This is a genomic window from Mesorhizobium sp. M2A.F.Ca.ET.043.02.1.1, from assembly GCF_003952405.1.
GTDB lineage: Bacteria > Pseudomonadota > Alphaproteobacteria > Rhizobiales > Rhizobiaceae > Mesorhizobium.
Genome location: NZ_CP034445.1, coordinates 1,776,952 through 1,802,775 on the forward strand (window position 1 = coordinate 1,776,952; position 25,824 = coordinate 1,802,775).

Sequence of the window (25,824 nt, forward strand, 5' to 3'; positions counted from 1 at the left end):
TTTCCGTCCGGAATTGCGTAAAAAAAACAAATAGATAGGGCGTTTCGCCGTTTCTATGAAACGGTGAAACGCACTAGCAGCGACGGTCCATCTCGGCGATTGATATACTCTTCGCTTGGAAGCACGCCGGCGGGTAATTCCCTCAGCGCAAAAGGCCGTCCATATCGAAATCTTCCCAGCCTCTCAGGCGGGGCGCATCGTCCCGGCTCACGTCGGTGTGATTTGCGGCCCCAGCGCGATTCTTTTGGGAGCGCTTCAGAGCCGCCCTTGCGGCGGCGCGTCTCCGGTTCTCGGCAGCTGTCGCCGCGTCTACATCACGCCAGACGGTGACCAAATCGCGGTCAAGCACATCCTCGATGTGGCGAGGGTCGAACACGTGGAAGGTGATCTTCCTCGCCCGGCCGCGAAGTTTCACGGTTCGCGTCCCGGCGCTCTGAAGCCGACCGTCCTTCAGCCAGCGGTGCCGCTCGCCGGACGAGATCGTCAGGATATCCTCGACCTCGCGAGGGATGACCGGCAGGTCTGCGATGTCGCGCATGGCTTTGGATACGACCACCGCTGCCGCTTCAACATCGGCATCCGAGCCCTCCGGGAGGCGCAAGGTGAGCACCCGAGATTCAATGTGAAGCAGCTTTTTCAGGGGCGCAGGAAGGCGAGCGCGTATCTCGAGGAAGATGCCCCTCGCCCGCATCGACGATCCCAAGGTGGCCGCCGACGAAAGCGGCCACTCAGCTATCAACTTGGCGGTAGGTTCGGTTTTTCGGCGCCCTGGCATATCCGATAAATAGGTCGGGCTGATCCCAGAGCAAAGCCGGCTCAAGAGGCAACCCGTTGTGCCGCGACGCCAGTGATCGCAGACAAGCATTCTGCCACGTGTTGCCAGCTGAGAAGGTTCAATGGAGCGAATTGTCAATCGGCGAGTTAGGCTGGCTAGACCGAAGAGACTGGACTAGAACGGATGGCCGCGTCGAAAAGCAACAGATATTTCACGCCAACCAAGCCGGCGCCGGAAGGCCTCGCCCCTGCCCTGGCGCGAAACATTGAGGCGCTGATCGAGAGGCGAAAACGCGAAGCCAAGGCCGCGACGCTGGAGGAGCGCGCGGCCGCAGCGATCAGCGGCTTCGCCGGAAGCATGGTCTTCGTCTACTTACACGTTGCCTTCTTCGCCGGTTGGATCGCCCTCAATGTGGGCATCCTGAGCTCCGTCAGACCCTGGGACCCGTCACTGGTCATCCTGGCCATGTTCGCCTCGGTCGAGGCCATCTTCCTCTCGACCTTCGTGCTCATCAATCAGAACCGAATGGCCGCGGAGGATAATTCCAGGGCAGACCTCGATCTGCAGGTCAGCCTGCTTAACGAGCATGAAACCACCAAGCTCATCAAGCTGGTGGAGGAGATTGCCAAGCGTCTCAACATAGATACCGACGCGGATCACGAGATCAAGGAACTCAAGCGCGATGTGGCGCCGGAGGCAGTTTTGGACAAGATCGAAGAGGTGTCCGACCGTCAGCCGCCCGAGTGACAGATCACCAAAGCTAAGCGTTACTAAGTTGGGTCAATCAGAGGATAGGAGCATGTTCGACCACATCGGCTTCAATGTCGGGAACTTTGAGAAATCGCTCGCATTTTACAAAGCAGTGTTCGCACCTCTCGATCTTGGCGTGCTGGAATCTGGCGAGGGCTGGGCCATGTTGGGCGGCTACTCCGGTCGTCTCTGGATCGGGGCATTCGGGCCACCACCTGGACCCATCCACATGGCGTTCCGCGCCGGCTCCCGCGCGATGGTATACGCGTTCTACGAGGCAGGCCTTGCAGCCGGAGGTCGCGATAACGGCGCTCCTGGCATTCGCACCCAATACGCGCCGGATTACTTTGCAGCTTTCTTGCTTGACCCGGACGGGCACAATGTCGAGGCCGTAAGCTTCGCTCCGGAGAATTGAGCTGCGCGTTCTGCGCCCCGTCAGCGCAGGAGGCCGTGCATATCGAAATCTTCCCAGCCTCTAGGCCCGACGCAGCTGCGAAGCTCATCAGCGTACACCGAAATCGAGTTGGAGTTGGAACAAACGCGGCGGCCTTCTGTTTGCCTCTGAGCACAATTCAGTGCGTTAGAGGACATCATCTATGAAGTTGCGTTTGTTATCGGCCGCGCTCTGCACGGGCGTCGCCTTGGGTTTTGCCCATCCGGCGCTCAGTGCCGAAAAGGCGCAGGATTTCGTCAACAAGGCTGCCGAAGGCGGGATCTTCGAGGTCGAGTCCAGCAAGATCGTCCAGGGCAAGGCGAAGGACCAGGCTGTCAATGAGTTCGCCCAGAAAATGATAACTGATCACGGCGCGGCCAACGCCAAGCTGCAGTCGATCGCCGGCGAGCAGAAACTGCAGATTCCCGCCGAAACGGACGCGAAGCACAAGAGCGATCTTGAGGCGCTGAAATCGGCCAATGGTTCGGCCGACCAGTCCTACGTGAAGATGCAGCAGGACGCGCATGCCGACGCGGTCAAGCTATTCCAGGACTATGCGGCCGACGGCGACAACGCGGGACTGAAGGCATTTGCCCAGCAGACGCTGCCGACACTCAAGATGCACCAGGAGATGATCGAAAAGATCGCCTCAGGCAAAACCGACAGTACGGCAACGACCAGCACCGCACCTGCGGCGACAGACACAGACCAGAACGCATCCGCCCCGGTGCCTGGAGCAAACAGCTTTACCAAAGCGCAGGCGAAGTCGCGGATCCAGGACGCCGGCTTCTCGAAGGTCAGCGCCCTGACGAAGGATGACCAGGGCATCTGGCGCGGCACCGCCGAGAAAGACGGAAAGCAGGTTGCCGTCGCGCTCGATTTCAAAGGCAACGTTGTTGCCGGCGCTCAATAACCATTCAGAAATGGAGTGAAACATGACGACTGTCACCGGACTTTTCGATGACTATCAGGACGCCGCTGACGCCGTAAGCGAACTCGAAGCGATCGGCGTGCCGCGAGACGACATCAGCATTGTGGCCAACAATTCCGACAATCGGTATCGGCAGGACGAGACTTCAGACGCCGGTGAAGATGCCGCCGCCGGCGCCGGCCTTGGGGCGCTCGTCGGCGGCGCGGGCGGGCTCCTTACCGGGCTCGGGATCATGGCCATCCCGGGAGTGGGACCCGTCGTGGCGGCAGGTTGGCTCGCCGCTACGGCTGTAGGCGCGGTCGGCGGCGCTGTGGTGGGCGGAGCCGCCGGCGGCATCGTCGGGGCGCTCACGGAATCCGGTGTTTCGGAACGTGATGCACATGTCTATGCCGAGGGCGTGCGCCGCGGCGGCAGTCTGGTGACTGCCAGAGTGGATGATCGGCTAACCGGCGAAGCTGAACGGATCCTGCGTGGAGAGCGTGCCGTCAATCTTGACGAGCGGCGTAGCGCTTACGAGGCCGGGGGATGGACAGGATTTGATGCTGCCGCGGAGCCTTATGATGACATTGAGGCTGAACGAGATCGTGTTCGGCGAACCACACCGCTCTAAGAAATGCGGCCCCGTCGAACTCTCGGCGGGGCTTTTTCTTGCCGCGCGAGCGAGGCGTCCGGCATTTGGATTGCCCACGTCGGAGCCGAGGGGATGACCCGGATCGCGACCTTCAACGTCAATGGTGTGAACGGCCGACTCCCCGTGCTCCTGAAGTGGCTTGGCGAGACCGATTATGACGTTGTTTGCCTCCAGGAGCTGAAAACGTCCGACGAGAATTTTCCCATCGAGGCAATACGGGACGCCGGCTTCGACGCGATCTGGCACGGCCAGAAATCCTACAACGGGGTGGCGATATTGGTGCGCGGGAAGGATCCGGTCGAACGCCGCCGTGGCTTGCCTGGCGATCCCGATGACACGCACAGCCGCTATCTGGAGGCAGAGATCGACGGTCTCATCGTCGGCTGCATATATCTGCCCAATGGCAATCCCGCGCCAGGCCCCAAATTCGATTACAAGCTTCGCTGGTTCGACCGTCTCGTCGACTACAGCCGATCGCTGTTGGGCGAGCGCGCCGTGCTTTGTGGTGATTACAACGTCGTGCCCACTGAGATAGATGCTGCAGTACCCAGGCGTTGGCTGGGCGATGCTGTCTTCTTCCCCGAAAGCAGGAAAGCTTATGCGCACATGCTGAGCTTGGGCTGGGTGGATGCGATGCGCCATATCCATCCGGACAAGGGCATATACACCTATTGGAATTTTTCCTATCGCGGCGGCTACGACCGAAGCTCAGGCCTGCGGATGGACCATCTGCTCGTGAGCCCGTCACTTGCGGAAAGCCTTATGGCCGCAGGTGTCGATGTCGAGACTCGTGGGTGGGAAAAGCCAAGCGATCACGCCCCTGCCTGGGTCCACGTCGGTTAAAACCTTTTGCGCTATCGCAGTCGCAGAAAGCCTGCTTGGCAGCCGTCGCCCACGCTTCATGTCGAACCTCTGAAGGAGGCCTCAAGATGCCAAGGTTTGTTCCAGATATGACCGCACGCCTCAACCCGTCAGAGAATGCCGCTCACGAGCAGGACACGAAGTTGCGCTCCGAAGGCGACCTGATAGAGAGGGCGAGAACGCCGGTACAGCTGCGCAATCCGGATGCATCGGGAGTTGAAACTCGCGATGGTGCGTCATGTCATCAGATCTGCCGATCGCCGGATCGCGATCGAAGCTGCTGACCTCTCCGAAGCCATCGACAGAATCTCGCAGGGCCCCTGTGCTGTCGCGCACGGCGTCGTCGAGGAGGAAAAACGACCGCCGCCATGTCATCTTTTCTGCACGACTTGGGGTAGCGAACGCATAGGCGGACGGGAGGCATAGCGGTCATCCGCGGCTGTGTAACAAACTGGGTAACAAGCGATAAGAAAATGCCAATAGTTTCATCGCTTTAACTGATAGTTAGAAAGACGCTCTCTCAGCCAGAATTTTCCAAGTAAATCAATGATTTCAAATAGTCATCGAGGCGCTTCAAGGCCAAAGCGTCGTTGGTCTGTTTAAGGAACCCGCATAGTCCGCCATGACGTTGCTCAACACCGAGGGGGTCGGCGTCCTGTCCCACGCATGTTCGATTGCGGCACCTGTCCATTGCAACCGTCGCCGACGGCTTGGTAGGCATCAGTCGCCCGATACGGACAATCCCGCGAGAACCGGAGCGTAGGCGGCAAGCCTGCGGGATACGAATTCCGTGAAGAGCCGCACGCGCTTCGTCTTGCGTGCCTCTCCCTGTGTGAGAAGCCAGAGCGTTCCGTACATGTGCAGGTCGGTACCCGGCACCCTCGCCAGCAGGGGGTCGGCACCTCCCACGAAGCACGGCAGAGTCGTCATCCCGAGCCCCTGCCGCACCGCGACGATCTGCGCCTCGGCATCCGTGACCCTGAACGGAACCCCGGGCGATTGGACCGACGGTCGTCGCCAAGTCGCTGCGGGAAGCGCTCGAGGCCGACACCATCATCCTGGCGGTTCCGTTCGGGAATCATTGCGACGTTGCGAAGGCTCTGCCGAGCTGGGAAGGCAAGACAGTCATCGATGCCACGAACGCGTTTCCGGTCCCTGAAGAGCTGGACGGTCTCCCGTCCTCCGCTTTCGTCGCGAAGGCGTTCACCGGCGCCAAGCTCGCGAAAGGCTTCAATCACCTGGTTGCGGCCACCCTGGCTACCGATCCGGTCGTCGAGGGCGGCCACCGGGTCGTCTTTCTGTCGAGCGACGACGAGGACGCGGCCGCTCACGTCGCGGCCTTGGCCAGACAACTCGGGTTCGCGCCCGTCAAGCTGGGAAAGCTCAACGAGGGTGGCGCGCTGGTGCACGCGCGCGGCCGCACTTGGAGCCCGCTGATCTTCCAGGACCTGTTCAAGAAGGAGCAATAACGAATTTACTGTCCACTGTCAGAGGTGCAGCTTGCTCAGGCCGCCTCCATGAGAGATCCACGCGGGCTAAAGCATGTCTCCCGAAAGTGGGAACCGGTTTCGGGATAAAGACATGCGTAAAATCAAAAACCTAAAGCGCATGGAGCGAATCTGAAAGATCGCGACGCGCTTTAAATCAAATCCGAGGTCCGGCAGCGAAGACGGCTTACTGGTTCGTGGCGTTGCGATAGATATCGAGCACGCGCGTCACGCTGCCGAGCAGAAGCCCATGCGCGGTCGGTCTGATGCGGCCCGCGCCGACCTCGACATCGAGGTGGCCAATATATTGGCTGATCAGCGGGCGGGGAATCTCCCTGTCGCCAAGCGCGGCCAGCACCGCTGCGGTTGCGCGCTGCGCTTCCGGCGCCAGCCAGTAGTAACGGATGCGGTCGCTGAAGGAGAAATGCCGCCGCAGACGCTGCTCGTCGGGCGTGCCACAATAGTATTTCTGCCAGTTGCCGGGCGAGGCGAGCATCACGCGCTCCATGGCCGCCGGCAGGGTTTCACGCAACGGATCGGGCGCCAGTTCGTCGGCAATGTGGCTGAGGCCGTAGAGCGCCTCGCGCAGCGCGAATGTCAGCCATGGGCCGACTTTGAGGATGGCGAAACCGTCACGCACCAGCATGCCCAGCGCTTCCGCCGGCTGGTAGTCGGTCGAGTGCGCTTCGAAGACGAATTGCATGCGTTCCAGCACGGCGACCAGCTCGGTCGCTTTCTCCGTCGCATAGGTGACGATATCGGCGTTGCCGAATTCGACGCCGGGCTGGACGACGACGCCGACGACGCGGTCAAAGGCGCCATCGAGGCCGAGGCGAGAGAAAGCCTTGCGGTGGACCTCGACCGTGCGGAGCGCGTCGGTAGGCTCGGTCACATGCATGTGCTCGAGTGGTTCGAGCGCGCCGCCGGGCACCGGCACCTCGGTGCCGATGATGTAGACGGGTTTCTCACCGCCGGCGCGCGCGACCGCCGCCTCGGCGACCTTGGCAAGCTCAGCCGCGCGGGCGGCGATCGTCTCGTCGGGGAGCGGCACCGGATCGTCGGCGCAGGCCATGCTGGTGTCGAGATGCAGCTTGGTGAACCCGGCGGCCGCATAGGCGTCGATCATCGCGGCCGCTTTCCGCATCGCCCCGGCAGCGGAGTCGTGCTTCCAGGGATTGGGTCCAAGATGGTCGCCGCCGAGGATCAGACGATCGAGGGGAAGACCGGCCCTGCCGGCATACGTTTCGACGAGGCCGCGAAAGGCGGCCGGCGCCATGCCGGTGTAGCCGCCTTCGTGATTGACCTGGTTACAGGTCGCCTCGATGAGGACATCCGCGCCATGCAGCGCGCCGTGGCGGAGCGCCGCGTCGATCACCAGCGGATGCGCCGAGCAGATCGAGGTGATGCCTCCCTTGCCGCCCGCCGCCCGCCGCGCGCCGATGGCCGCGAATCTCTTGGTCGCGCAGCTCATGCGCGTGTACCGGCCCCGACTATGAAAGCCTCGACATCGGCGAGCCGGTGAATGCCTTCCATGGGTCCCTTCCGTGTTACGGCCAGCGCGCCGCAGGCATTGGCGATGCGCAGCGCCTCGGCAGGCGCGGCGCCGCGCAGCCAGAAGGATACGAAGGCGGCTCCGAAGCAGTCGCCGGCGCCAGTCGGGTCCACTTCCTCGACGGCGAATCCGGGCATTGCGACCGAGCGCTGGCGATCGTGATAGACGGCGCCGTCAGCGCCTCTCTTCAGCACGATGCAGGCTATGCCCCGACCAAGCAGCTCGGCGATCGCGCCCTGCTCGTCGCCCGCTGAAGAGAACAGGAGCAACTCGTTGCCGCTTGGCAGAAAGACGTCGGTCTGCGCCAACACGCTGTCGAGCGCCTCGCGCATGCCTGAGTCCTGCATGATCTCGCGCCGGACGTTGGGGTCGAAGGACACGGTGCCGCCCCTGGCCTTCACGGCCGCGGTCGCGGCGAGCACAACGTCGGTCGCCTTGTCCGAGAACAGCGACGAGCCCATGACATGAAAGTGGTCGGTATCGGCAAGCAAGTGTCTTGCGGCATCATCGATGTCCAACAGGCCCGCCGCGCTGTTGCGGATGTTGAAGACGAAATGCCTGGAAGCGTCGGCTCTATAGGTGACGAAGGCGGTGCCGGTGGCATAGCCCTTGTGGGACGTGATCGCCGATACGTCGGCGCCGAGCGCTCGCAGCCGGTCAATGTTCAACTGACCGAAATCGTCCTCGCCGACGGCCCCGATGAGTCCCGCTGGCTGGCCAAGCGCTGCCGCCTGGCCAATGAAGATCGCGGGCGCGCCGGACGGGAACGGCCCAACCAGTGGCCCGGGTTCGAGAAAGCTCTGGCCGATCCGATCCGCCATGATCTCGACGAGGATCTCGCCGGCGGAAACCAGCTTCTTCATCACGTCCTCCCGGCATGTGCCGCGTGTGGCGTAACCTTGAAGGCTGAATAGGGTCCGCTCTTCTTCACGTCAATTAATAAATTTACGCACGCAATAATTTCCATGAGCGAATTGAAAGTTGAGGCGCTTCCTGTAAAGTTTTGAACTTGCAGTCCGGGGTCGGCGCACCGTATGGAGGCGCCGGGACGGCGCATGGACCAAGCGGGAAATCCGTGGCGCGAGGGCTTTGAATGTCGATGACGCACAAGACCATGGAGGATTTCGCCCGCTCCTGCGGCGTCTCCAGACCGACACTGTCGAAATTCTTCGACGATCCGACCAGCGTCAAGCCGGCAACGCGTAAGCGTATCGAGGATGCGTTGCGCTCGTCCGACTACCAGCCGAACCTCTTCGCGCGCAATCTCAACCGCAAGCGCACGCGCAGCATCGGCATTGTCGTGCCGACGGTGACCGACCCGTTCTATTCAGAGATGGTCAGCCGCATCGAGCTCAGGCTGCGCGACGAAGGCTACTGGCCGGTCGTCATTTCCTCGCATGGCTCGACCGAACTCGAGATTGAAGCCACCCGAACCATCTTGTCGCTGAAGGTATCCGGCGCGCTGATCGCGCCGCTGGGCAAACGATCCGATCAGAGAACCCTGGAAAAGCTCACGCAGACCATTCCGATTGTCTATTTCGACACTTTCCTGGAAGGCGACACGCCATTTGTTGGCAATAACAACGCAAAAAGCGTCGCGACGATCGTGGATTACCTTTGCCGTTCCGGCGATGCCCCGGTCTATTTCGACATCCCGCACGTCAATCACAATTCGGCGGAACGATTGAGCAGCTATGTCGCCTCGATGCAGCGACTGGGATTCGAGCCGATCGTCTTCGGCGACACCGACTACTTGGGAGTTCGAGCGCATCGGCTACGAGCAGACGGAGAAGCTGCTCGGCAATGGCGGCCTGCCGGGCAAGACCATCCTGTGCGCCAACGACCGCCTGGCCTTCGGCGTCATGGCGGCGGCCTTCTCGAAAGGGTTGAAGGTGGGCCGTAAGCCGGGTTGCGACCTGCGCATCGCAGCCCATGATGATCATCCACTCAGCCGCTACACCTGCCCAGCGCTCACCACCATGGCGCAGGATTTCGCCGCCATGGCCGGCCGCAGTGTCGAGACGCTGCTTGCGATGCTCGACGAGGATGCGGCCGCCGTGACGCCAAAGGTCAGCCTCGACGCAACGCTTGTAATGCGCCAATCGGCCTAGACCCCTTCAAACGCCGGATCGAAATTGCGCCAGGCCGCAACAGCAGCCTCGACCGCCTGACGCGACGCCGGACCATGGCGGCCCATTGAGACGAACCCATGGATCTGCCCTGGCCAGCGTTTGACCACGATCGGGACGCCGTCCATCTCGAGCCGCCTTGCATAGGCCTCGCCCTCGTCGGCGAGGATGTCATGGCCGGCAATGGCGATGAAGGCCGGCGCCGCGCCGGCAAGGCTGTTGGCCTTTAGCGGCGAGACGCGCCAGTCATTGATGTCGACCGCGTCACGGACATAGTGGTCGCGGAACCAGGCCATGGTCGCGGCCGTCAGGCCGAAACCTTCGGCGAAGCGGCGATAGCTGTCCGCCGTTTGGGCGGCATCGGTGTTGGGATAGAACAGGAGCTGCGCGGTCGGACGGCATTTGTCATCGCGGGCAAGCAGCGCCAGCACCGCGGCGAGGTTGCCGCCGGCGCTGTCGCCGGCGACGGCGATGCGGCTGGCGTCGATGCCAAGCCCGCCGGGCATATCCTGCATGAAGGAGAGAAGGCACGGCAATCCTCGACCGCAGCCGGAAACTTGTGCTCCGGCGCCAGCCGGTAGTCCGGCGAAACGACAACACAGGCGGCGATGTTGGCGTACCAGCGGCAGATCTCGTCATGCGAATCGAGATTGCCAATCACCCAGCCGCCACCGTGCAGATGAGCAGCGCCGGCGCGTCGGCCGCCGCAGCGCGCTGCCCGCGATAAACCCGAACGTTGAGAGGGCCACCGGGCCCGACGATGGTTTGTTCGCGCACCGAAGCGACCGGCTCGCGCTCGCCTTGCAGGCTCGGAAAGCCTTCCTCGTAGGCGCGTCGCGCCTGCTCGGGTGTGCCGGTCTCGAAGGGCGGCTCATGCGCCTGTAGGCCAAGGTCGAGGACCTTCCGGGCCTGCGGGTCGAGCGATACGGGCGATGTCGGCATGGGACCGCCTTAGGCCAGCAGGCTCGCCGCCTCGTCCTCGCCAAGCAGCGGCGGCTGGTCGACAGTGCCGGCGATGGCGACCGAGTTGCGGCTCTCGCCCGAGGCGAGGATGGCCTCCATGATCTCCAGCACATGCAGTGCCAGTTCGCCGGACGCACGCGGCTTTCTCTTCTTCGACAACGAACGCGCCAGGTCGGCGACACCGAGCATGCGGTAATTGGCGCGATCCGGCGCCGCATAAGGCCAGTTGCGCGCGCCGTAGAGCTCGCTTTCGCCGGCGAAATCCGTCCACTCGGCACCACGCGCGGAAAGCGAGACCGTGCCGCCGAAGGTGTCGGGGTCTGGCAGCCTGAGCGACCCTTCGGTGCCGTGCAGCTCGATGGGGTGGTTGGAGTGCTTGAAGACATCCCAGGAGGCACCGAAAGTGAAGGTGGCGCCGGAGCGGAACTCGAGCAGCGACAGGATGTTGGTCGGCGTGCCGACCCTGAAGCTGGTGTTCTTGTAAGGGCCGTCGGCGGTGATCAGCCGCTCCTCCTGGCCGCGCGTGGCCATCGCCATGACACGCGTCACGGGGCCGAGCAGGTTGACGAGCATCGTCAGATAGTACGGCCCCATGTCGAAGACCGGGCCGCCGCCTGGCTGGTAGTAGAATTGCGGGTTGGGATGCCAGTGCTCCATGCCGCGCCCCATCATGAAGGCGGTGCCGGTCACGGCGCGGCCGATCGCGCCCTCGTCCATCAGGCGGCGCGCGCGGCGTCCGGCGGCGCCGAGGAACGTGTCGGGAGCCGAGCCCAGCAGCAATCCCCGTTTCGCCGCCTCCGCCACCAACTTGCGGCCGTCGCTGGCCGAGGTGGCGAGCGGCTTTTCGGTGAAGACATGCTTTCCCGCCGAGAGCGCCGAAAACGAGATGTCGAAATGCGCCGCGGGAATGGTGAGGTTGAGGACGAGATCGACCTCCGGGTCGGCGAGCAACGCATCGACGCCGAGCGCGCGGATGCCATATTCCTTCCCGCGCAAGACAGCCATCTCGGCGGAGATATCGGCGCAAGCGCGCAGTTCCACGCCGGCGAAAAGTGCCGCGTTGCGCAGATAGGTCATCGAGATGTTACCGCATCCGATGACGCCGATGCCGAGCTTCGCTCCTGAATTTGCTTGCATTTCCCTTTCGACCTCCCAATCGGCGACACCCGAGACAAGCCATCACGACGGCGACGGACAATTTTCGTGACTCGCTATAGCGCATTTTAAATCTTGACGCGCGTAAAATTTTTATACAGCATGTGAAAACGATGGCCAGTATCACAGGCCGCCGGCCTTGCAAATCAAGAGATTAGGGAATTATGAGCCTAGGGACCAAAGTGCGCCTCGCGCGCCTCTTTTCGCATCCATCGGGGAATCTATTTGGCGGCGCGGTCGACCACTTCGTCGGCTATGGCGACGTGCGCAAAGGCGGCCTTGCCGATCTGCCCGGCGCGCTGGCCCGCGTCATGGCGGGCAAGCCCGATTACGTCAGCATCCAGCCCGGCACCGCGCGCCATCTGTGGCCGCAATATGCGGGCAAGGCTGCCCTGGTGATCCAGGCCGGCTGCTTCACGCCGGACGACCGCATCAGCGAATTGATCGCGACGCCCGAAGATGCGGTGCGCGCTGGCGCCGATGCGTTGGCCGTGGCCATTCCGGTGCGAGGCGCGACCGAGGGCAAATACATACGCTGGCTGACCGATTCGGTGAATGCGGCGGCCCGCTACGGCATGCCGGTGGTGGCGCATATCTATCCGCGCGATTTCACCGACGGGGCAAAGATCATCTTCACCCCCGACGAGATCGCCTATGCGGCGCGCATCGGCTACGAGTCCGGCGTCGACGTCATCAAGATCGGCTACACGGGCGATTTCGAGTCGTTCCGGGAGACCGTCCGGACCTGCCCGGTGCCGGTCGTGATCGCCGGTGGCCCGAAGACCGACACGCTGCTCGGCGCGCTTCGGCAGACGGCGGACGCCATCCGCGCCGGCGCGCGCGGCGCCGTGGTGGGCCGCAATCTCTGGGGGCACGGCGATCCTCAGAAGGCAGCGCTTGCCTTTCGGGGCGTCATCCATGACGGGCTTTCGGCGCAAGAAGCGCTCGCGAAGGCGGGCGCCTGAACGATGCGCGCCGTCCCCTCGATCCTCGGCTTCGGCGCCATTGCGATCGACGACATCGTCTATGTCGATCAGCCGTTGTCGGCGGGCAAGGGAAAGGTTCTGCAAAGCACGCGCGCTTTCGGCGGAAATGTCGCGACGGCCCTTGCCGCCGTCGCGCGGCTTGGCGGAAGCGCCGGGTTTATCGGGTGGCTGGGCAGCGCCGATGACGATGCCGCCTTGTGCGACCTCGTCGCCAGCGGCGTCGAAACCGCATTCGCGCCACGCCATCCCGACGCGCGCCCGGTACGCTCGCGCATCACCGTCGGCTCGGACGGGGACCGGTTCATCGCCTATGACGACGACGCGATGCTGGGCACCGCACCGGACTTTCCGGACGATATCCTCAGCCGCGCGACTGTCCTGATCGTCGACAGCTACGCGATCCGCTCGCTGGATGCCGTGGCCCGGGCTCGTGATCTCGGCCTCGCGATCCTCGGCGATGTCGAATGGAGCGCCGGCCCAGCCACGGACAGGCTGATGGCGCTCTGCGACCATCTCATTCTTCCGCTCGGCTTTGCGCGGACCGCCACGGGCTGCCGAGCGCCCGCCGAGATGCTTGATGCCTTGTGGTCGCCATCCCGATCCGCAGTCGTTCTGACCGACGGCGGCCGAGGCGTCTATTACCGCGGGCGCGAGGAGACAACGCTCTGGCACCTGCCTCCGCACCGGGTTGCGATCGTCGACTCGACCGGTGCCGGCGACTGCTTTCATGGCGCCTATGCCCATGCATTGACGCGCGGAGCCGACACCGCGGGCCGGGTGGCACTCGCGGCCGCGGCGGCGGCGCTTTCGATAACCGGGCGCGGCGGACGCGAGGCGCTTCCGACCGACAACCAAGTCACGGAATTGCTGGCATCGGCGAGCGCGCCATCGGCGGTCGAAGTGAAATATGCGCGCCTCGATCCCGGAACATAGGCTGAAACTACCCGAGCAAATTCTCACAAGCAAAAAAGCCAAGGCGAAGAACAAAATCATCGGCTTTGACTTGTGGAGGGAGGAATATGGCGGAAGTCATTCTTGAGAATATCTGCAAAACCTACGGGAACAGTTTTCGTGCGATCGACCGATTGAACCTGTCGATCGAGGATGGCGAGTTCCTGATCCTGGTTGGACCGTCCGGCTGCGGCAAATCCACTGCCTTGCGAATGATCGCGGGATTGGAGGACATCACCAGCGGCAGCCTTTGCATCGGCGGCATAGACGTCGTCGACATGCCGCCCAAGGACCGGGACATCGCGATGGTCTTCCAGAGCTATGCGCTCTACCCGCATATGACGGTGTTCGAAAACATCGCCTTCTCGATGCGGCTGGCGGGCAAGCCGAAGGCCGAGCGCAAGAAGCGCGTGGACGAGATCGCCAAGACCCTTCAGCTGACGTCGCTGCTGGACAGCAAGCCCGCCAACCTTTCCGGCGGGCAGCGTCAGCGGGTCGCCATGGGCCGCGCCATGGTGCGCGAGCCGGCTGCTTTTCTCATGGACGAGCCGCTCTCCAATCTGGACGCAAAACTGCGCGTGCAAATGCGCGCCGAGATCACCAGCCTGCAGAAGCAGCTCGGCGTGACGACCATTTACGTCACCCACGACCAAACCGAAGCGATGACGATGGGGGACAGGGTCGCGGTGCTGAAAGGCGGCGTGCTGCAGCAGGTCGACACACCGAAGCGGCTCTATGAATCGCCGGTGAACGCCTTCGTCGCCGGTTTCATCGGCTCGCCTTCGATGAACCTTTTCGAAGGGACGCTGACGGGCGACGAACTGACGGCCGGCACCTTCGCCATCCAGCTGCGGGATGCAGCCTTCGAGCGAAGACCGGGCTTGAGGTCGTATGCGGGGCGCAAGATCGTGTTCGGGATCCGGCCCGAGCATCTCTATGACAGCAGCCTCGAATCCGGCCGCAAATACCAGACGATCCCTGCAAAGGTGACCTCGATCGAAGAGCTCGGGTCCGAACACATCGTCCATCTCAACATCGACGCGGTCCGGGTGGATTCAGGCGACCCGGACGCGGTGAGGGATTTCGGCCTGGCGTCGAATGCGGTGGCAAAATTCGAACCGGAAAGCGCAGTCCGCTCCGGCTCGGAAATCCGGCTGGCCCTGGATGATAACAAGCTCCATTTCTTCGATCCCGAAACGCATCTGGCGATCTGAAGATTTGCGGCAAGGCCAGCAGGCGGGAGCGAAGCGCCTGCGAATGAAGACTGCTGAATAAACCAGACGATCGCCCGCATTGTGCGGCCGATCTCAAAGAAGGAGGAGAAAATGACATTTCGGATAAAGCCCGCCATGCTGAAGATGGCCGCGGCCGCATGGCTGCTTGGCGCAACCAGCGCCATGGCGGACACGACCCTGGAATTCGCCCAATGGTGGGAGCCCGAATTGCCCGCAGGCTCGCTGCGGAAGATCATGGACGAATTCGAGGCCGCGAATCCCGGCATCAAGGTGACGCTGGTCAGTGGCCCCTATGCCGCCACGCGGGATCAGATCTCGGTCGGCGCGGCGACCGGAACGCTGAGCGATGTCGTCGGCCTCGATGGCGCCTGGGTGAACAATCTTAACGCGCAGAACGCGCTCGCCGACATGAACCCGATGATGGATGCGAGCAAGTTCGACAAGACGCAAGTCGCGGACATCATCAAGGTGGACGGCAAGGCCGTGATGTTCCCGGTCGCTTCCTTCGTCTATCCGGTATTCGTCAATCTGGATCTCGCCGCCCAGGCGGGCGTCACCAAGCTGCCATCGACCCGCGCGGAGTTCCTCGAGGCCGCCAAGAAGATGACCCGTGCCGACAAGAACCAGTATGGCTGGGTGCTGCCGCTGTCGCTGCAGTCGCCGTCCGGCGTCCAGAACGACATGATGTCGTGGGTCTGGGCGTCGGGCCAGTCGATGATGGCTGACGGCAAGCCCGCCCTCGAGGGCAAGCCGGTGGTGGACATGCTCACCTTCGTCAAATCGCTCAACGACGCGGGCACCATCTCGCCCGGCATCGCCACCAAGACCGAACAGGAAAAGGTCGAGGAATTCGTCAACGACCGGGTGGGGATGATGATCGACTCGCTCGCGCATGTGAACCTCATCCGCAAGCGCAATCCGAAGCTGAACTTCGACCTCATTCCGGTCCCGGTCGTGGAGAACTACAACGGCAAGCGCGGTCTTCCCTACGCCTCCTGGGGCATCGGCATCTCCGCCGGCTCGAAGCATCAGGAGGAGGCCTGGAAACTCGTCCAATATCTGATGAGCGAGAAGGTCAACGCCAAGCTGGTGTCGCTGGCCAACGCCTTCCCGGGCAATGTCAACGCCAAGCCCGATTTCGTGACCTCGGACAAGGCTTTCGGCAAGGCTTTCGAAATCTTCAAGACCGGTTACCTCGCCAATGAGTTCACGGGTCTGCCGGTGGCGGAAGACCTGATGACCCAGTTCGACGTCGAAGCCCAGAAGATGCTGGCCGGCGAGCAGTCTCCGGAACAAGCCGCGGCCAACGCTCAGAAAGGATGGACGGCTAAATTCTGATCGGCCTGTTTCACGATCTTCGACCGGGAGGCCTGACTTCGGGCAGGCCTCCCGGCAACAACGTACCGGCGACGCGAGTGTTCGCGAAGCTCGCCTTCTCTCGAAGGCGTACCCCAAGGTTGGCACATGACCCGGCAGAAGCGCTCCCGTCACAGACTGAAACGAACGGTCGCACCCTATCTCTATCTGTCGCCCTCGCTGGTGATCATCGGCCTGCTCATGCTGCTGCCGATGGTGACGGTGATTTCCTATTCGTTCCAGAACAGCGCGGTGCTGCGTCGCGACCCGTCCTTTGCCGGGCTGAAACACTACCAGGCGATCTTTGCCGATCCCGTGTTCTGGGCCTCGCTGTGGCACACGCTCTACTTCACCTGCATGAGCGTCGTTTTCCACATGACCATCGGCATGATCTTCGCGCTCATGCTGAACAGCGACCGCATCAATCCGACGCTGCGCAACATCCTGCGCGTGCTCTACATACTGCCCTGGCTCTTCACCGCGGTGATCATAGCGGTGATCTGGCGCCTGCTGCTCGAGCCCAACGGTGTCGTCAACAGCATTCTCATGCAGCTGGGTCTCATCGGCTCCAAGATCGAGTGGTTTTCCTCGCCCGAGACCGCGCTGCACGCCGTCACCTTCGCCAATATCTGGGCGGGCTACCCGCTCTTCATGGTCAGCCTGCTCGCGGGCCTGCAGGGCATCCCCAAGGATTTCTACGAGGCCGCCGATATCGACGGGGCGAAGGCCTACCAGAAGCTGATCTTCATCACCATTCCCCAGCTGATGCCGATCATCATCAGCATCTCGCTGCTCGATTTCATCTGGACGATGCAGGTCTTCCCGTTGATCTGGATCACGACGGGCGGCGGTCCGATCTACTCGACCGAGGTGCTCAGCACCTACACCTACAAGCTGGCGTTCTCGAGCTACAACCTGTCCCAGGCGTCGGCGAGCGCCGTGGTCATCCTGCTGATCTCGCTTGGCCTGACGCTGTTCTACATCCGTTATCAGAAGGCCCGGTAATCACCATGAGGAAAAGGCACACGACGAAGGACAGGCTGATCACCGTCGCGCTGCATATCGCGCTTGTCGCGGGGCTGTTTTTCGCGGCCTTCCCGATCTACTGGATGCTGAGCAGCTCGTTCAAATCGAACACCGAGATCTTCGCCCTGCCGCCGACCATCCTGCCGAAGGCCTTCACGCTGGAAGCCTATGCAGAGATCCTTGGCGACCCGGTCAAGCTGCGCTTCTTCTTCAACAGCTACTTCGTGGCCTTCGTGGTGACTGTGCTGACGGTGCTGATCGCCTTGCTGGCGGCCTACGGGTTCAGCCGCTTCAATTTCCGCGGCAAGGGCAGCCTGAACACCCTCATCATCAGCACGCAGACCATCCCGCCGATCACGCTTCTGATCCCCTTCTTCGGGCTCGTCGTCTCGTATCGCATCTTCGACACCTATATCGCGCTGATCCTGACCTATCTGGTCTTCACCCTGCCCTACGCGATCCTTTTGATGACGGGCTATCTGAACACCTTGCCCCGCGATCTCGACGAAGCTGTCGCCGTCGACGGCGGCACCAGTTGGACAGCGCTCTGGCGGGTGATCGTGCCGATCTCGTTGCCTGGTATCGTGGCGACGTCGGTCTATACTTTCCTGTTGTGCTGGAACGAATTCCTCTTCGCGCTGACGCTGACGAAGTCGACCTCCATGCGCACCGTCCCCATCGGCATCCAGCTTCTGATGGGGCAGCACGCTTTCGAATGGAACCAGATGATGGCGATGAGCGTGCTCGGCTCATTGCCGCTGTTGTTGATCTACCTCATTGCCCAGAGGTTCTTCCTCGCCGGCATGACCGCGGGCTCGGTCAAATAGGCACGTCCCGCGGAGAACCAAGGAATGAAAGGATGAACGTGAGAGACCTCAAAGTCGGCTGCCAGACCTTCACCTGGGAAATGCTGGGAGACCGGTTCACCGGCGGCCCCGATGATCTCATCAAGGCGATCGCCGACGGCGGCTATGCCGGCATCGAGATCACCGACACGATGATCGGCCGCTATGCCGACAAGCCGGCCGAATTCGCCGCCGCGCTGAAGGCGTCCGGCCTCACGCTCGTCTCCTTCGCCTTCGGCTCGAAAAGCGGCTTTACGCTCAAAGAGAAAATTGGCGAGGACCTCGACACAGCCAAGCGCTGGATCGACTTCGCCGCCCCCTTTCCGGGCACGCTGGTGTCGATGGGCTCGGCGACGGTCGTGTCGGACGGTCCGCGCGAGGACAAGTTTGCCATCGCGGCCGAAGTCTACAACCGTGCCGGCGAGCTCGGCCGCAAGGCCGGCGTCCAGGTCGCGGTGCATCCGAGCTCGCACCACAACACGCTGCTGTTTGACCGCGCCGACTATGACAGCATCTTTGGGTTGATCGACGCTTCGCTGGTCGGCTGGGTGCCGGACACGGGGCACATCTTGCGCGGCCACAAGGACATGGCCGACACGCTCACGACCTATCGCGACCGCATCCGCTACGTGCATCTGAAGGACGTCGATGCGAACGGCACCTGGGCGATGCTCGGCAAGGGCGTCTGCGACACGGCAAAGGTGATCGAGATCGCAAGTGCTGCCCCCAACTTCAACGGCTGGCTGGTGCTTGAGGAGGAATCCGAGACTGCCGCCGCCGATCCGGCCGGCGCGGTCAAGACCAACCGCCAGACCATGCGCGGCTACGGGGCGTGAGACGATGATCCACAAGCAAGACCGTCGCCTTCGTGTCGGTGTGCTCGGCTGCGGGCCGATCGCGCAGTTCGCGCATCTGGAATCCTGCGTGAAGGCAAGCAACGCCGATCTCTACGCGATCTGCGATGCGGCGCCCGATCTGCTGGCGCGGATGGGCGCCACCTACGAGCCGCGCAAGATGTATGGCGACTATGACGAAATGCTCGCCGATCCGGAGCTCGAGGCGGTGATTGTCGCCACATCGGACGCCTATCACGTGCCGATGTCGATCAAGGCGCTGCAAGCGGGCAAGCATGTGCTGTGCGAAAAGCCGATCGGCGTCTCGGTCGAGGAAGGCGAGAAGCTTGCCGAAGCGGTCAAGCGCTCGGGCAAGGTGCTGCAGGTCGGGCACATGAAGCGCTTCGACCCGGCGCTGGAAGCGGCGCGCGATTTCGTGCGCGACGAGATGGGCGAGATCCTGGCGCTCAAGGCCTGGTATTGCGATTCCACCCATCGCTACACCAACACCGACGCAGTGCAGCCGCTGCCCATCACAAGCAAGCTGGCGAAGAAGCCGGGCGGCAATCCGAAGGCGGACCTGCGGCAGTACTTCATGCTGGCGCATGGCTCGCATCTCGTCGACACGGCGCGCTTGCTGTGCGGCGAGATCACCGCCGTTCGTGCCCGCCTCAACGAGCGCTTCGGCGCCTATTGCTGGTTCGTCGAGACCGAATTCGCCAATGGCGCGCTCGGCCATCTCGACCTCACCGTCGCCGTGCGCATGGACTGGCACGAAGGCTTCCAGCTCTATGGCCAGAACGGCTCGGTGATCGCGAAGACTTTCAATCCCTGGTATTTCCGCGCCAGCGAGGTCGACATCTTCCACGAGAAGGACGCGACCTCGCGCAAGCCGCTCGGCGCCGACGGCCATTTCTTCCGTCGCCAGTTGGAGGGCCTCGCCGACACGGTGCTCAACGGCGCGCCGCAGCGCGGCGCCACGGTCGAGGACGGGCTCGCCTCGATCCGCGCCATGGTAGCGATCGCCCGCTCGGTTGAGAGCGGCGAGCGCGTCGCGCTCGCCAGCGTGACGGGAGCGGTCTGATGCAGGTCGGCGTGTTCGCCAAGACCTTCCCGGGCAGCGAGCCGACCGGCGTGCTTGCCGCTGTCCGTGATGCGGGCTTCGCGGCCACGCAGTTCAACCTCGCCTGCGCCGGCCTGCCGTCGATGCCGGACGCGGTTCCGGACGCGGCGATCGACACTGTCGGTGCCGCTGCCAAGGCGACCGGAATCAGTCTCGTCGCTCTCTCCGGCACATACAACATGGCGCATCCGGACAGCCGGATGCGCCAGGACGGACTGCGACGGCTGGCGGTTGTCATCGAAACCGCGGCCAGGCTTTCGATCCCGCTCGTCACGCTCTGCACCGGGACGCGCAACGCCGAGGATCAGTGGGCGTACCATCCCGACAATTCCGATCCCACGGCCTGGGCCGACATGGCGCGCGAGATGGAAAAGGCGCTTCGGCTTGCCGAGCGCCACGGCATCGATCTCGGCATCGAGCCGGAACAAGCCAACATCGTCACATCGGCTGAAGACGCGATACGACTGATCGGCGAGATGGGCTCGAAGCGGCTGCGCATCGTGCTCGATCCAGCCAATCTGTTCGAGCGAGCGAATGCCGAACAGGCACGCTCCATCGTTGCCGAAGCGGTCGAGTGCGTGGCTGGCCATGTCTCTTTGGCGCATGCCAAGGACCGCTTCGCCGACGGCCGCTTTGCCACGGCCGGACAGGGCGTGGTCGACTTCGCCGACTTCATCGCCCGGCTGAAAGCCACAGGCTTCGACGGGCCGCTGGTGACGCATGGGCTCTCTGCCAGGGAGGCGCCGGGCGTCGCGCGTTTTCTCAAGGAGCTGGTGTGATGGCGGGCCAGATTGCGCTTCTTCGCGACGGCGCGACGCTGCTCCGCACCGACACGGGCGAAGGCCCGGCGGTGGTGTTCCAGCACGGGCTCGGCGGCGGTGAGGCGCAGGTCGCCCAGACTTGCCCCACCGGCTTCCGCCGTATCACGCTGGAATGCCGCGGCCATGGCGGCTCAGGCTTCGGTGAACGGCGACCGTTCTCGTTCGAAATGTTCGCTGACGATGTGCTTGCCGCGGCCGACCGGGCCGGCCTCGACCGCTTCGTTGCCGGCGGCGTCTCGATGGGCGCAGGAATCGCGCTGCGCCTCGCCTGCCGCCATCCGGAGCGCGTCACAGGCCTTATCCTGCTGCGACCGGCATGGACGTTTTCGCCAGCGCCGCAGAACATGGAACCGATCGCCGAGGCCGCCGAGCTCATCCTCGAACATAGCGCCGACGAGGCAAGGAGGATCTTCGCGCAATCCGAGACCGCCACGCGGCTCTACCGCGACGCGCCTGACAATCTCGCTTCGCTGCATGGCTATTTCGACCGGCCCGACGCCAAAGCCTTCGCGCGGGTGCTTGCCGACATCGCCGGCGATGGACCCGGCGTTTCGGAACGCGACGCTGCCGCGCTCGACATTCCGGCGCTGGTCATCGGCAACGAAATCGATGCCGTGCACCCATTGTCGACCGCCTATGCATTGGCTGCGGCAATACCCGGCGCGACCTTCACGAAAGTAACGCCCAAGGCGCGCGACAGCGCGAAGCATTTCGCCGAGCTGCATGAGCAGATCAACTTCTTCCTTCATTCCCACTCGAAAGCCCGGAGCCTCATTCCGTCATGATCGCCAAACTTCTCTCCGGACCGGCGGCCATAGCCGCGCTGCCGCGCAACCGGCTCATCGGCGAATTCTCGCTTTGGTCGGCGGATCTCGCCAACATGGAGCGCGACCTGAAGCGGATCGAAGCCCATGCCGACCTGCACCACATCGACGTGGCGGACGCCCGCTTCACCCCCGGCTTCCTGTTCTTCCCGGATCTGGTGGCACGCATCGCCAGGCTGACCGCCAAACCGATCCATGTGCATCTGATGGTCGAGGCGGAAATCGTCGAGGCGCAGACGCGCCAGTTCATCGAGGCCGGCGCCGACCTCGTCACCATCCACGCCGAAAACGGCGAGGCCGGGTTGCGCGCGGTGAAACTGGCGCATGAGCTCGGCGCCGAGGCGGGCGTGGTGCTGCGGCTAGAAACGCCGGTCGACGCGATCGAGCCGTTCCTGCCTGACGTCGCCTTCGTGACGCTGCTCGGCACCGCGATCGGCGTCAAGGGGCAAAGCCTGTCCGAAAAGGCCTGCCCGCGACTGATCGAGGCGCGCGCGCTGATGCGACAGGCCGGGCGCGAGGCCGACATCATTTTGGCAGCCGATGGCGGCATTCGCCACGAGACGGTGCCGCTGCTGCGCGCCGCAGGCGCAGACACTGTGGTGCTGGGCTCGCTCGCCTTTGGCGATCCCGACCTCGCGCGGCGCATGGCCTGGCTGCACGGACTGAAGGCCGCCGCCTGATGAGCACGCTTGCGCTAGCCTTCGACCTCGGCGGCACGGAGCTGCGCGGCGCGCTGATCGGGCGCGGCGGCGAGGTTGTGGCGCGCGTCTCGGAACCGACGATGACCGAAGCAGGATCCGAGGCGGTCATCGGCCGGATCATCGCGCTCGCCGACAAGCTGCTGGACGACCACCCGCAGGCCAAAGTGATCGGTATCGGCGCCTGCGCGCCTGGTCCGCTCGATCCCAAGGCAGGCATCGTCATCGGACCGCCGACGCTCTCCGGCTGGCACAACGTGCCGATGATCGACATTTTGAGCCGGCAGTTCGGCCTGCCGGTGCGGTTGGAGAACGATGCCAATGCGGCAGCGCTCGGCGAATGGCGCTTCGGCGCCGGACGCGGCGCCGGCTCGCTGGTCTTCGTCACCGTGTCGACCGGCATCGGCGGCGGCGTGATCGCCGACGGCCACATCTATCACGGCAGGCGCGGCCTGGCGGCCGAGATCGGCCACATGACGATCACCGGAGAAGGCGATCGCTGCTTCTGCGGCAATGTCGGCTGCTTCGAGGCCGTCGCTTCGGGCACCGCTCTCGGGCGCCGGGCGACGCGGCTCACCGCGCCCGGCGACGGCTCGCAGTTGCGGCGGCTCTCCAATGACGGCGACGTCTCGGCCCGGCATGTCATCGAAGCCGCGCGGACAGGCGACGCGGCGGCGCGCGACCTGGTCGAGGCGGAGGCGAAATGGCTCGGCATCGGCTTTACCAACCTTCTGCATCTCTATTCGCCCGAGGTGATCGTCATGGGCGGCGGACTCGCCAACGGCTTCGACCTGCTGGCCCCGGGGATCAGGGCAACGATCGAGGAGCGGGCCATGCAGGCCTATCGCGACGTGCCGATCGTGCCGGCCGAGCTCGGCGACCGCGCCGGGCTGGTGGGTGCTGCCAGCCTTATCCTGTGGGAGGGCGAGCCGGGCACGGCGCTTTCGATGGTGCAGGACCAGGAGACAGGCGACGGGGCCGGCGGAGCGGCCGGCGCCAGAGCCGGATGATTTCAATTGAAATCGGGAAGGCGCTGACGCGACTTCAATCTGTCCGAGTTCCGTCCGGCTCGGCGGCTCAGGCCCGCCTCGGGATTTCCCTGTTCTCCAGCAGCAGCGTCAGCCCCATGGCGACGAAGTAGAGCGCCGCCACCCAGATGAACATCACGTTGAACCCGCTGGAATAATGATCGAGCACCACCTCGCGGATCGCGGCGGGCAGGCTCGAAGCGATGTGCGGGGTGAGCCCGTTCAAGCCCTGCGGCAGCAAGGCGGCGGCATCAGCGGGAAGCTCCGCGGTCTGCCGGTTCAAGGCCCAGATCATCACCGCGCCGTTCAGCGCAAGACCAAGCGATGCGCCAAGCGTGCGCGCCTGCGTGATCAGCGAGGTCACCGCGCCGATGTCCTGCAAGGGTGCGGCTGCCTGGATCGCCACGATCAGCACCTGGAACTGCAGGCCCATCGAGATGCCGAATGTAGCCATCATCGCCGCCAGCACCCAGATCGGCGTATGCTGGTTGATGAAGACAAAGCCTATCATCAGCAGGCCTCCCATCCCCATCGCCACCACCGGCATCCATTTGTAGCGTCCGGTTGCGGCAATGACCCGTCCGGCGACGATCGAGATGACCATCGACGTCAGCGAGGCCGGCAGGAACAGGAAGCCGACTTCGGCAGGGCTGAGACCCGTCAGCGTCTGCATATAGAGGGCGAAATAGAAGAACATGCCCAGCGTCACCGTTCCGGCAACCAGCGAGACGCCCGAGACGATGCTGACCGTCGAGATGGCGAACAGCCGCAAAGGCACAATCGGCTCCCCGGCCCGCCGTTCGACCATGATGAACAAGATGATTGCGACCAGCGCAAGCAGCGGCAGCACGAAGGTGAATGTGTCCGGCCCGGAGGGGTCAAGCACATGGTAGCCCCAATAGACGATGGCCGTCGTGCCGATGGCCAGCAGTGCGCCGCCGAGATAGTCGACATGGTGCTTCTTCTCGTTGAAGCGGCTGCGCATGGCGAATGCCAGCACCGCCATAACGATAATACCGATCGGCAGATTGACCAGGAAGACCCAACGCCAGCCGAACAGGCTGGTGATGTAGCCGCCGGCCAACGGGCCTAGGACCGAGGACAGCGCGAACACCGCCGAGCTGTAACCCTGGTACTTGGCGCGGTCGCGCGGCGAGAACAATTCGCCGATCATGGCGAAGGCGGAAACCATCAGGCCGCCGCCGCCGATGCCCTGGAGCACGCGCGCGGCGATCAGGCTTTCCATCGACCATGCCATGCCGCAGACCAGCGAGCCCAGCACGAACAGGCCGATGGCGGTCAGGACGACATTCTTGCGACCATACATATCGCCAAGCTTGCCGTAGAACGGCGAGACCGCGGCGGTAGAGAGCAGATAGGCGGCACCCACCCAGCCAAACAGATGCAGGTTGCCGAGCTCTCCGGCAATGGTGGGCAAGGCGGTGACGACGATCTGCATGTCGATCGTGGCCATGAACATGGCAACCAGCGCACCGCAATAGACGATCAATGTTGTAAGATCGGGCCTGGCTTCGGCCTCCACGGGCGGCGCATCCGGAAGAGTTGAGTCAAGGCTCATGGGGTACCTCCAACGCATGGGCGCGGTTTATGTGCTCACAGCAGATGTATGTCAACATCAAATATATGCTACTAGCATATAATTGACATCGGCATATATATTTGCTAGCGCGCTGCGGGATGAGCAGCAACGATGCCGAGCCGGGCAAGGCCGACCGATTTTCCAACCTGTGCCAGACGCGAGGCGATCAGGATCTCGCCGATCTGGCGCGCGGCCATGGCCTGTCCGAAGCGGCAGCCGGGGCTGTGGCGGCCATCGATGCGGTGATGAGCAAGATGCGCCGCTCGGTCCAGCGCCGGGACTTCGGCCGTTTGATCCTGGCCCGCATCGACCCCTCGCTGGAATTGAGTCATCTCGATGCGATCATCGCGCTCAGCGCGGTCGCCAGCGACACCCCGCAGGACGAGGTGACGGTCGGCGTCATCGCCGAGCGCATGGGAATCGATCCCTCCCGTGCCAGTCGCATCTCCGCGGATCTCGTCGAGCGTGGTTACGCCTTCCGCGTCGCGTCGCAGCTCGATGCCCGGCGAATATGCCTCAAGCTCACCGCCAAGAGCGAGCGCCTCGTGACGGCGGTGCGCCAGACCAAATGGCGGATTTTTGCAGGATCGCTGACGCAGTGGAATGAGCAGGACCTTGTGACGTTCGCCGCTCTGCTGGAACGCTTCGCCGGTTGGGCGATGGACGAGGCGGAGATGCGCAGGTCAGCCGATGCCGTCAAACAGATGATGGACGAGACGGAGCCGTCGCTCCCGCGGGCGAAATAGCCGGCGAGCCACGCGCAGCCATTTCCGAACAGCGGACCGTGCGGTTCCTCGATGATCGCCGGTTCGATCTTTTTGATAGAGCGCA

The 25,824-nt window shown here is 63.5% G+C and carries 23 protein-coding genes and 4 pseudogenes; 20 read left to right on the forward strand and 7 right to left on the reverse strand.

Features of this window, described 5'->3' with window-relative positions:
• Positions 1-142: 142 nt before the first annotated feature.
• Positions 143-691, reverse strand: a complete 549-nt coding sequence (locus EJ068_RS08380; protein ID WP_245463376.1) for a hypothetical protein — start codon at positions 689-691, stop codon at positions 143-145.
• 267 nt (positions 692-958) lie between these two features.
• Between EJ068_RS08380 and EJ068_RS08385 the strand changes: the two genes are divergently transcribed.
• From EJ068_RS08385 to xth, 5 genes are all read left to right on the forward strand, one after another.
• Entirely contained in the window at positions 959-1,522 is a 564-nt protein-coding gene (locus tag EJ068_RS08385; RefSeq protein ID WP_127249192.1) for a DUF1003 domain-containing protein, read from the forward strand.
• 52 nt (positions 1,523-1,574) lie between these two features.
• Positions 1,575-1,940 (forward strand): VOC family protein, encoded by a 366-nt coding sequence (locus EJ068_RS08390; protein WP_127249191.1) that lies wholly within the window; start codon positions 1,575-1,577, stop codon positions 1,938-1,940.
• Between the two features lie 181 nt (positions 1,941-2,121).
• The gene (locus EJ068_RS08395) at positions 2,122-2,871 is read left to right on the forward strand and encodes a DUF4142 domain-containing protein (protein ID WP_127249190.1); all 750 of its coding nucleotides are present in this window, start codon (positions 2,122-2,124) and stop codon (positions 2,869-2,871) included.
• 22 nt (positions 2,872-2,893) lie between these two features.
• On the forward strand, positions 2,894-3,499 hold the full coding sequence (locus tag EJ068_RS08400) for a general stress protein (RefSeq protein WP_127249189.1): 606 nt from the start codon (positions 2,894-2,896) through the stop codon (positions 3,497-3,499).
• 93 nt (positions 3,500-3,592) lie between these two features.
• Entirely contained in the window at positions 3,593-4,363 is a 771-nt protein-coding gene (xth, locus tag EJ068_RS08405) for an exodeoxyribonuclease III (RefSeq protein ID WP_127249188.1), read from the forward strand.
• 738 nt (positions 4,364-5,101) lie between these two features.
• Here the strand turns inward: xth and EJ068_RS08415 are convergent.
• Positions 5,102-5,386, reverse strand: a pseudogene (locus EJ068_RS08415) (LysR substrate-binding domain-containing protein); the annotation flags it as partial.
• On the opposite strand from EJ068_RS08415, the pseudogene EJ068_RS08420 reads away from it, so the two are divergent.
• Positions 5,374-5,850 (forward strand): annotated as a pseudogene (locus tag EJ068_RS08420) (NAD(P)-binding domain-containing protein); the annotation flags it as partial. The pseudogenes EJ068_RS08415 and EJ068_RS08420 overlap by 13 nt on opposite strands.
• A gap of 205 nt (positions 5,851-6,055) precedes the next feature.
• On the opposite strand, the gene EJ068_RS08425 reads toward EJ068_RS08420, so the two are convergent.
• Together EJ068_RS08425 and EJ068_RS08430 are read right to left on the reverse strand one after the other, a co-directional pair.
• Complete coding sequence (locus EJ068_RS08425) at positions 6,056-7,339, reverse strand: D-tagatose-bisphosphate aldolase, class II, non-catalytic subunit (RefSeq protein WP_127249187.1); 1,284 nt, start codon at positions 7,337-7,339, stop codon at positions 6,056-6,058.
• The gene (locus EJ068_RS08430) at positions 7,336-8,283 is read right to left on the reverse strand and encodes a sugar kinase (RefSeq protein ID WP_127249186.1); all 948 of its coding nucleotides are present in this window, start codon (positions 8,281-8,283) and stop codon (positions 7,336-7,338) included. Before EJ068_RS08430 ends, EJ068_RS08425 begins: the two co-directional genes overlap by 4 nt.
• Positions 8,284-8,513: 230 nt before the next feature.
• On the opposite strand from EJ068_RS08430, the pseudogene EJ068_RS08435 reads away from it, so the two are divergent.
• Positions 8,514-9,531 (forward strand): annotated as a pseudogene (locus EJ068_RS08435) (LacI family DNA-binding transcriptional regulator).
• Here the strand turns inward: EJ068_RS08435 and EJ068_RS08440 are convergent.
• Both EJ068_RS08440 and EJ068_RS08445 read right to left on the reverse strand, forming a co-directional pair.
• Positions 9,528-10,491, reverse strand: a pseudogene (locus EJ068_RS08440) (alpha/beta hydrolase). The pseudogenes EJ068_RS08435 and EJ068_RS08440 overlap by 4 nt on opposite strands.
• Before the next feature lie 9 nt (positions 10,492-10,500).
• A complete protein-coding gene (locus tag EJ068_RS08445; protein WP_127249185.1) occupies positions 10,501-11,649 on the reverse strand; it encodes a Gfo/Idh/MocA family oxidoreductase in 1,149 nt (382 codons plus the stop codon).
• Between the two features lie 182 nt (positions 11,650-11,831).
• On the opposite strand from EJ068_RS08445, the gene EJ068_RS08450 reads away from it, so the two are divergent.
• The 12 genes from EJ068_RS08450 (at position 11,832) to EJ068_RS08505 (ending at position 23,375) form a co-directional block, all read left to right on the forward strand.
• Positions 11,832-12,632, forward strand: a complete 801-nt coding sequence (locus EJ068_RS08450; RefSeq protein ID WP_127249184.1) for a class I fructose-bisphosphate aldolase — start codon at positions 11,832-11,834, stop codon at positions 12,630-12,632.
• A 3-nt stretch (positions 12,633-12,635) separates the two neighbouring features.
• On the forward strand, positions 12,636-13,586 hold the full coding sequence (locus EJ068_RS08455; protein ID WP_127249183.1) for a PfkB family carbohydrate kinase: 951 nt from the start codon (positions 12,636-12,638) through the stop codon (positions 13,584-13,586).
• Between the two features lie 86 nt (positions 13,587-13,672).
• A complete protein-coding gene (locus tag EJ068_RS08460) occupies positions 13,673-14,818 on the forward strand; it encodes an ABC transporter ATP-binding protein (protein WP_127249182.1) in 1,146 nt (381 codons plus the stop codon).
• Positions 14,819-14,929: 111 nt separating this feature from the next.
• Complete coding sequence (locus EJ068_RS08465) at positions 14,930-16,177, forward strand: sugar ABC transporter substrate-binding protein (RefSeq protein WP_127249181.1); 1,248 nt, start codon at positions 14,930-14,932, stop codon at positions 16,175-16,177.
• Positions 16,178-16,303: 126 nt separating this feature from the next.
• Positions 16,304-17,200 carry a sugar ABC transporter permease gene (locus EJ068_RS08470; RefSeq protein WP_042639037.1) on the forward strand — a complete coding sequence of 299 codons (897 nt, stop codon included), beginning with the start codon at positions 16,304-16,306 and terminating at the stop codon, positions 17,198-17,200.
• A gap of 5 nt (positions 17,201-17,205) precedes the next feature.
• Entirely contained in the window at positions 17,206-18,048 is an 843-nt protein-coding gene (locus EJ068_RS08475) for a carbohydrate ABC transporter permease (RefSeq protein WP_126081274.1), read from the forward strand.
• A 32-nt stretch (positions 18,049-18,080) separates the two neighbouring features.
• Entirely contained in the window at positions 18,081-18,902 is an 822-nt protein-coding gene (locus EJ068_RS08480) for a sugar phosphate isomerase/epimerase (protein ID WP_127249180.1), read from the forward strand.
• 4 nt (positions 18,903-18,906) lie between these two features.
• Positions 18,907-19,983, forward strand: a complete 1,077-nt coding sequence (locus EJ068_RS08485; RefSeq protein ID WP_127249179.1) for a Gfo/Idh/MocA family oxidoreductase — start codon at positions 18,907-18,909, stop codon at positions 19,981-19,983.
• Positions 19,983-20,801 (forward strand): sugar phosphate isomerase/epimerase family protein, encoded by an 819-nt coding sequence (locus tag EJ068_RS08490; RefSeq protein WP_126081271.1) that lies wholly within the window; start codon positions 19,983-19,985, stop codon positions 20,799-20,801. The genes EJ068_RS08485 and EJ068_RS08490 overlap by 1 nt, the downstream gene beginning before the upstream one ends.
• Positions 20,801-21,628 carry an alpha/beta fold hydrolase gene (locus tag EJ068_RS08495; protein ID WP_127249177.1) on the forward strand — a complete coding sequence of 276 codons (828 nt, stop codon included), beginning with the start codon at positions 20,801-20,803 and terminating at the stop codon, positions 21,626-21,628. The genes EJ068_RS08490 and EJ068_RS08495 overlap by 1 nt, the downstream gene beginning before the upstream one ends.
• Complete coding sequence (locus EJ068_RS08500) at positions 21,625-22,347, forward strand: ribulose-phosphate 3-epimerase (protein ID WP_127249176.1); 723 nt, start codon at positions 21,625-21,627, stop codon at positions 22,345-22,347. Before EJ068_RS08495 ends, EJ068_RS08500 begins: the two co-directional genes overlap by 4 nt.
• On the forward strand, positions 22,347-23,375 hold the full coding sequence (locus EJ068_RS08505; protein WP_129554514.1) for an ROK family protein: 1,029 nt from the start codon (positions 22,347-22,349) through the stop codon (positions 23,373-23,375). Before EJ068_RS08500 ends, EJ068_RS08505 begins: the two co-directional genes overlap by 1 nt.
• Before the next feature lie 67 nt (positions 23,376-23,442).
• On the opposite strand, the gene EJ068_RS08510 is transcribed toward EJ068_RS08505, so the two are convergent.
• Positions 23,443-24,972: an MDR family MFS transporter gene (locus EJ068_RS08510; protein WP_127249174.1), complete on the reverse strand. Its 1,530-nt coding sequence runs from the start codon at positions 24,970-24,972 to the stop codon at positions 23,443-23,445.
• A gap of 245 nt (positions 24,973-25,217) precedes the next feature.
• On the opposite strand from EJ068_RS08510, the gene EJ068_RS08515 reads away from it, so the two are divergent.
• The gene (locus EJ068_RS08515) at positions 25,218-25,739 is read left to right on the forward strand and encodes a MarR family winged helix-turn-helix transcriptional regulator (RefSeq protein ID WP_245463377.1); all 522 of its coding nucleotides are present in this window, start codon (positions 25,218-25,220) and stop codon (positions 25,737-25,739) included.
• The last annotated feature ends 85 nt before the right edge of the window (positions 25,740-25,824 follow it).

What these genes read in the sequence shown, in the direction of transcription:
- EJ068_RS08495 (WP_127249177.1), top strand. Translation starts at nt 20,801, where the DNA reads ATGGCGGGCCAGATTGCGCTTCTTCGCGACGGCGCGACGCTGCTCCGC.
- EJ068_RS08450 (WP_127249184.1), top strand. Translation starts at nt 11,832, where the DNA reads ATGAGCCTAGGGACCAAAGTGCGCCTCGCGCGCCTCTTTTCGCATCCA.
- EJ068_RS08470 (WP_042639037.1), top strand. Translation starts at nt 16,304, where the DNA reads ATGACCCGGCAGAAGCGCTCCCGTCACAGACTGAAACGAACGGTCGCA.
- EJ068_RS08505 (WP_129554514.1), top strand. Translation starts at nt 22,347, where the DNA reads ATGAGCACGCTTGCGCTAGCCTTCGACCTCGGCGGCACGGAGCTGCGC.
- EJ068_RS08390 (WP_127249191.1), top strand. Translation starts at nt 1,575, where the DNA reads ATGTTCGACCACATCGGCTTCAATGTCGGGAACTTTGAGAAATCGCTC.
- EJ068_RS08430 (WP_127249186.1), bottom strand. Translation starts at nt 8,283, where the DNA reads ATGAAGAAGCTGGTTTCCGCCGGCGAGATCCTCGTCGAGATCATGGCG.
- EJ068_RS08500 (WP_127249176.1), top strand. Translation starts at nt 21,625, where the DNA reads ATGATCGCCAAACTTCTCTCCGGACCGGCGGCCATAGCCGCGCTGCCG.
- EJ068_RS08510 (WP_127249174.1), bottom strand. Translation starts at nt 24,972, where the DNA reads ATGAGCCTTGACTCAACTCTTCCGGATGCGCCGCCCGTGGAGGCCGAA.
- EJ068_RS08425 (WP_127249187.1), bottom strand. Translation starts at nt 7,339, where the DNA reads ATGAGCTGCGCGACCAAGAGATTCGCGGCCATCGGCGCGCGGCGGGCG.
- EJ068_RS08460 (WP_127249182.1), top strand. Translation starts at nt 13,673, where the DNA reads ATGGCGGAAGTCATTCTTGAGAATATCTGCAAAACCTACGGGAACAGT.
- EJ068_RS08480 (WP_127249180.1), top strand. Translation starts at nt 18,081, where the DNA reads ATGAACGTGAGAGACCTCAAAGTCGGCTGCCAGACCTTCACCTGGGAA.
- EJ068_RS08380 (WP_245463376.1), bottom strand. Translation starts at nt 691, where the DNA reads ATGCGGGCGAGGGGCATCTTCCTCGAGATACGCGCTCGCCTTCCTGCG.
- EJ068_RS08490 (WP_126081271.1), top strand. Translation starts at nt 19,983, where the DNA reads ATGCAGGTCGGCGTGTTCGCCAAGACCTTCCCGGGCAGCGAGCCGACC.
- xth (WP_127249188.1), top strand. Translation starts at nt 3,593, where the DNA reads ATGACCCGGATCGCGACCTTCAACGTCAATGGTGTGAACGGCCGACTC.
- EJ068_RS08385 (WP_127249192.1), top strand. Translation starts at nt 959, where the DNA reads ATGGCCGCGTCGAAAAGCAACAGATATTTCACGCCAACCAAGCCGGCG.
- EJ068_RS08400 (WP_127249189.1), top strand. Translation starts at nt 2,894, where the DNA reads ATGACGACTGTCACCGGACTTTTCGATGACTATCAGGACGCCGCTGAC.
- EJ068_RS08445 (WP_127249185.1), bottom strand. Translation starts at nt 11,649, where the DNA reads ATGCAAGCAAATTCAGGAGCGAAGCTCGGCATCGGCGTCATCGGATGC.
- EJ068_RS08395 (WP_127249190.1), top strand. Translation starts at nt 2,122, where the DNA reads ATGAAGTTGCGTTTGTTATCGGCCGCGCTCTGCACGGGCGTCGCCTTG.
- EJ068_RS08465 (WP_127249181.1), top strand. Translation starts at nt 14,930, where the DNA reads ATGACATTTCGGATAAAGCCCGCCATGCTGAAGATGGCCGCGGCCGCA.
- EJ068_RS08485 (WP_127249179.1), top strand. Translation starts at nt 18,907, where the DNA reads ATGATCCACAAGCAAGACCGTCGCCTTCGTGTCGGTGTGCTCGGCTGC.
- EJ068_RS08475 (WP_126081274.1), top strand. Translation starts at nt 17,206, where the DNA reads ATGAGGAAAAGGCACACGACGAAGGACAGGCTGATCACCGTCGCGCTG.
- EJ068_RS08455 (WP_127249183.1), top strand. Translation starts at nt 12,636, where the DNA reads ATGCGCGCCGTCCCCTCGATCCTCGGCTTCGGCGCCATTGCGATCGAC.